Origin of the sequence: Paenibacillus sp. MY03 (assembly GCF_002165585.1) — a bacterium.
Taxonomy (GTDB): Bacteria; Bacillota; Bacilli; order Paenibacillales; family Paenibacillaceae; genus Pristimantibacillus; species Pristimantibacillus agaridevorans.
Genome location: NZ_MXQD01000037.1, coordinates 1 through 4,183 on the forward strand (window position 1 = coordinate 1; position 4,183 = coordinate 4,183).

General features: G+C 49.7%; 4 protein-coding genes and 1 tRNA gene. 2 read left to right on the top strand and 3 right to left on the bottom strand.

The annotated features are described in order from the left end of the window. Positions 1-259 precede the first annotated feature (259 nt). Positions 260-1,123 carry an ABC transporter ATP-binding protein gene (locus tag B1748_RS25045; protein ID WP_087570685.1) on the bottom strand — a complete coding sequence of 288 codons (864 nt, stop codon included), beginning with the start codon at positions 1,121-1,123 and terminating at the stop codon, positions 260-262. A gap of 223 nt (positions 1,124-1,346) precedes the next feature. Here B1748_RS25045 and B1748_RS25050 point away from each other — a divergent pair, with 223 nt between their 5' ends. Next, positions 1,347-1,742 (top strand): DUF2203 domain-containing protein, encoded by a 396-nt coding sequence (locus B1748_RS25050; protein ID WP_087570686.1) that lies wholly within the window; start codon positions 1,347-1,349, stop codon positions 1,740-1,742. Between the two features lie 182 nt (positions 1,743-1,924). On the opposite strand, the gene B1748_RS25055 is transcribed toward B1748_RS25050, so the two are convergent. Then, a tRNA-Leu gene (locus B1748_RS25055) sits at positions 1,925-2,007 on the bottom strand. Between the two features lie 138 nt (positions 2,008-2,145). Further along, positions 2,146-3,483 carry a hemolysin family protein gene (locus B1748_RS25060; protein WP_087570687.1) on the bottom strand — a complete coding sequence of 446 codons (1,338 nt, stop codon included), beginning with the start codon at positions 3,481-3,483 and terminating at the stop codon, positions 2,146-2,148. Between the two features lie 241 nt (positions 3,484-3,724). On the opposite strand from B1748_RS25060, the gene B1748_RS25065 reads away from it, so the two are divergent. After that, a complete protein-coding gene (locus tag B1748_RS25065) occupies positions 3,725-4,075 on the top strand; it encodes a transporter (protein WP_087570688.1) in 351 nt (116 codons plus the stop codon). Positions 4,076-4,183: the final 108 nt, after the last annotated feature.

The following is a 4,183-nucleotide window of genomic DNA, read 5'->3' on the forward strand; positions in this document are numbered from 1 at the left end:
CGGTAATGTTTTCAAGCAATTAGCTATCAATTCGTCGTGGCGACAAGTAATAATATATCACTCAGCCAAATAAATTGCAACTTTTTTTTCATGAAATCTCAAACTTTTTTTTAGAGAGCTTATTTCTCACATGGCATAGAGGTTTCAACGGCTTGTCAAGCACCTGCAGCAAGTGGTTCCCCTAAGCTGCCCTCCCCATAATAAATCCCCATTCTGCATAAGAATGGAGATCTCTCTGCCCTATATTCGGTCACTCCGACTAAGCTCCTGCTGCCGTCAAAGACGGTTTCCCTTCCTTGTCGGCCAAACTGCTGCCCATCACTTTGTCGACGGTAGGCATGCCGGCCAGCGCGAACGGCAGACACAGCGGTACCCCTGTTCTAGGGTCCGGAACGATATCCGCTTCAATGTTAAATACATCGCGCATGATGTCTGGCGTTATGACCTCGATCGGCGAGCCCTCACCTCGTACAACGCCGCTCTTGATCGCAATCATATGATGCGCGTAACGAGCCGCATGATTCAAATCATGGACGACCATAACGATCGTGCGATTATTGTGCTCATTCAGCTTCTGAAGCAAGTGAAGAACCTCCAACTGATGCGCCATATCGAGAAACGTCGTCGGTTCGTCCAGGAACAGTATATCCGTCTCCTGAGCAAGCGCCATCGCAATCCATGCGCGTTGTCTCTGACCTCCGGAGAGTTGATCGACGGGGCGATCCGTAAATTCAACCATGCCCGTCGCTTCGATCGCCCACTGCACAACGCTGCGATCTTCTTTGCTCATGGAGCCGAAGCCCTTCTGATAAGGGAAACGACCATAAGAAACTAGCTCCGCAACGGTCAAGCCGTCGGGCGCTGTCGGATTCTGCGGCAGAATCGCGAGCTGCTTCGCCACATCCTTCGTGGATTGCTTATGAATCGACTTGCCGTCCAGAAGGACATTGCCATGCGACGGATTCATAATCCGCGCCATCGTCTTTAGGATGGTCGACTTGCCGGAGCCATTGGCTCCAACGAGAGCCGTCACCTTTCCTTGCGGGATGGAAATGTTCAAGTTCTGTACAATGAGACGCTCGTCATAAGAAATAGCCAGATCCGAAGTTGAAAGACGAAACATGGTGCTGCACGCTCCTCCCGCCGCGCTCCTGGCGCGACCGTAACATCTATATATTCAAACATAAACTGAAAACTATTATCAATGACATATTAATGATAATTGTTCTCAGGTACAAAGTCAATGACAACTTTCAGCTTGATTGCAAAGTTGCCAAATGAACGATGTTTCCGATTTGTACGATCGGGTAACATTTCGTATACTGATTGGTAAGGAGAGGATATCCATGGTAACCAAACGATACACATTGGCGGAAGCCAATGCGTTGCTCCCCGAAGTGAAGCAGAACCTGGAGCAGTTGCAAGAGCTGTCGCACAAGCTGGAGGAGCACTATATCCACTACCGGAAGGTAAAGGCGGGACATACCGAGCTGTCGGGAGAGCTTTTGTTCGAGATGGAAGGACAGATGGACTTCATGCAATTCGAATTGCAGCTGTATATGCAAAACTTTGCAAGACGAGGCGTATTGATCAAAATGATCAATCCCGGCCTTATCGACTTCCCCGGCGTCATGGACGGCGAAGAGATCTTGTTATGCTGGCGGGAAGGCGAGGACCGCATCACACATTATCATGGCTGGCATGACGGATTTGCCGGCCGCAAGCTTCATCCCGATGCCTAGTCGCTGGCGTAGGAGACCGTCGGGGATATATCCTCTCCAGCATCCAGTACATCCGGTACTGTGAGTATCGAAAAGGGGAAGCAGGTCCGTACGTAGATGAAGCCAACAAGGATCGAAGCTAATTCTAGTATGAATAATAAGCAGCAAAAAGCCCTTCGTCTCCGAAGGGCCTTTTCATGGTATGGTGCGCGTAGAGGGACTTGAACCCCCACGGTCGCCCGCTAGATCCTAAGTCTAGTGCGTCTGCCAATTCCGCCATACGCGCATAGGTGATGCTTAGATATTGAGCATATCACGTTCCCCGCGCTGTTGGCAAGTCCTGATTGCGCTTCATCGCCTTAATTCTTTAATGTCGTAAAAAAGACGAGGGCAGCAACTACGCCCTCGTCCTCGCTGAGATTTGTTAATCTTCGTCTTCTTCGTTCTCTTCCGGTTCCTCGGCTGCATAAAGGGACATAGACACCTTCAGAATCTGGTGGTTGTCCATCTCCAGAACGGTAAAGACATGTCGACCGTGTGTAATCGGAACAGGTTCTTCTTCGAGTGAGAACTGCTGGACCTGCAGCCATCCTCCAATCGTATCAACCCCGAAATCCTCTTCGAATTTGACGCCGAATTGAGTCTCGATGTCCTCAAGCAGCACCAAGCCGTTCAGCACATACTCGTTCTCTGACTTTCTAACAATGTCGGGCTGCTCGTCGTTATCGAACTCGTCCCGAATCTCGCCCACAATCTCTTCGAGAATATCTTCCATCGTAATGATGCCGGCCGTGCCACCGTACTCATCGATAACGAGAGCGATATGCACGCCTTTCTTCTGCATCTTAAGAAGGACATCCTGCAGTGGGGCAGTCTCGTGCACAGTTCCGATCTCATGAATCATCGACTGGATTGGAGTAGAACGTCCCAGCGCGATATCGGTTACCAATTCCTTCGCATTGAGGAATCCGATTACTTTATCCTTATCGCCTTCCTGAGTCACAGGGTAGCGTGTGTAGTTGTTCTCATCAATAATCGCAAGCACTTCTTCACGCGTCATACGCGCGTCAACCGACATAGCCTGCATACGCGGGACCATAACGTCCTTCGCTACGCGTTCGTCGAATGCAAAAATATTTTGCATATAAGAAAGTTCCGTCTGGTTGATTTCGCCGCTTTTGAAGCTTTGAGCCATAATAATCTTAAGTTCTTCCTCCGAATGGGCTTGTTCGTGACCCGCCGGCTGAACGCCAAACATTCTCAAGAATACTCGAGCCGAGCCGTTAAGGAGCCAGATGAGCGGGAACAAAATCTTGCCGAACAGAACAAGCGGTCCTGCCAGAAGAAGCGTCATACGCTCCGCGAATTGGATCGCCATTGTTTTAGGAGCCAGCTCTCCGAATACGACGTGCAAAAATGTCATCAGCGACAATGCAAGCGTGTAGGAAATCGGGGTGGCCCAAGCGTCGGATACGCCCCAATCGTGGAAGATCGGATGCAGAATTTTTTCGATTGTCGGCTCGCCGAGCGCACCAAGTCCGAGTGCAGTGACCGTAATACCCAGCTGACACGCCGACAAATAATAATCCAGATCCGTTACTAGCCGTTTGGCCGCCATTGCTTTCTTGTTGCCTTCCGCAATCAATTGATCAATCCGGGACATTCTGACCTTCACTACCGCGAATTCCGATCCGACGAAGAAAGCAGTCATTACGATAAGCAGCGCTACCAACAGCAAATTAATCAAGATGGATAAGTCCAATTAGTTCCCTCAAGTACGAGGGATTCACCTCCGTTTGTTTTTGAAATGGCTCTAGCCGAATACTACGTACAAGTCTTGCTCATGTTTCATATTATTTACAAAATACATCATTGCTATCATTCAAATTATAGCCTGTAAATGATTAACATCCTAAACTCGACTTGAATACATTACATAAGCTAGAGCCCTTGCCCAATTAAAGTACCCGCTTCGAAAACTAAAGAAACAGGAGTGAACGCATATGTCGTTTTTTCCTCCCTTCGGTCCGCCGCCCGGCCCTCCATTCGGACCTGGTCCGGGCCCTGGGCCAGGACCAGGTCCAACACCTGGCGGTCCCCATGCCGCGCCGTCCTCTCCTCCGCCGTCTTTCGTACCGCAGCAAGCTTCTGCGTCGCCGCTTGCCGTAGATCCTGGCGCCATTCGTCGCTGCATGTTCCGCAATACGTATATTTGGCTGCATAACGGCAATCAATTCTGGTTTTTCCCCGTCTTCGTCGGACCAACCTCGATTGCGGGATTCCGCTGGACGGGATTTTTCTGGATGTACACCGGCTTCGACCTGAGATCTATTCAGTCCTTCACTTGCTTCTAATCGTTATGTAGCAAAAAGAAAGCTTAATCTTACCGGATCGGCTAGAACAGCAAAAAACCCTTCGTATCAGAAGGGTTTTTTCATGGTATGGTGCGCGTAGAGGGACTT

What these genes read in the sequence shown, in the direction of transcription:
- B1748_RS25045 (WP_087570685.1), bottom strand. Translation starts at nt 1,123, where the DNA reads ATGTTTCGTCTTTCAACTTCGGATCTGGCTATTTCTTATGACGAGCGT.
- B1748_RS25050 (WP_087570686.1), top strand. Translation starts at nt 1,347, where the DNA reads ATGGTAACCAAACGATACACATTGGCGGAAGCCAATGCGTTGCTCCCC.
- B1748_RS25065 (WP_087570688.1), top strand. Translation starts at nt 3,725, where the DNA reads ATGTCGTTTTTTCCTCCCTTCGGTCCGCCGCCCGGCCCTCCATTCGGA.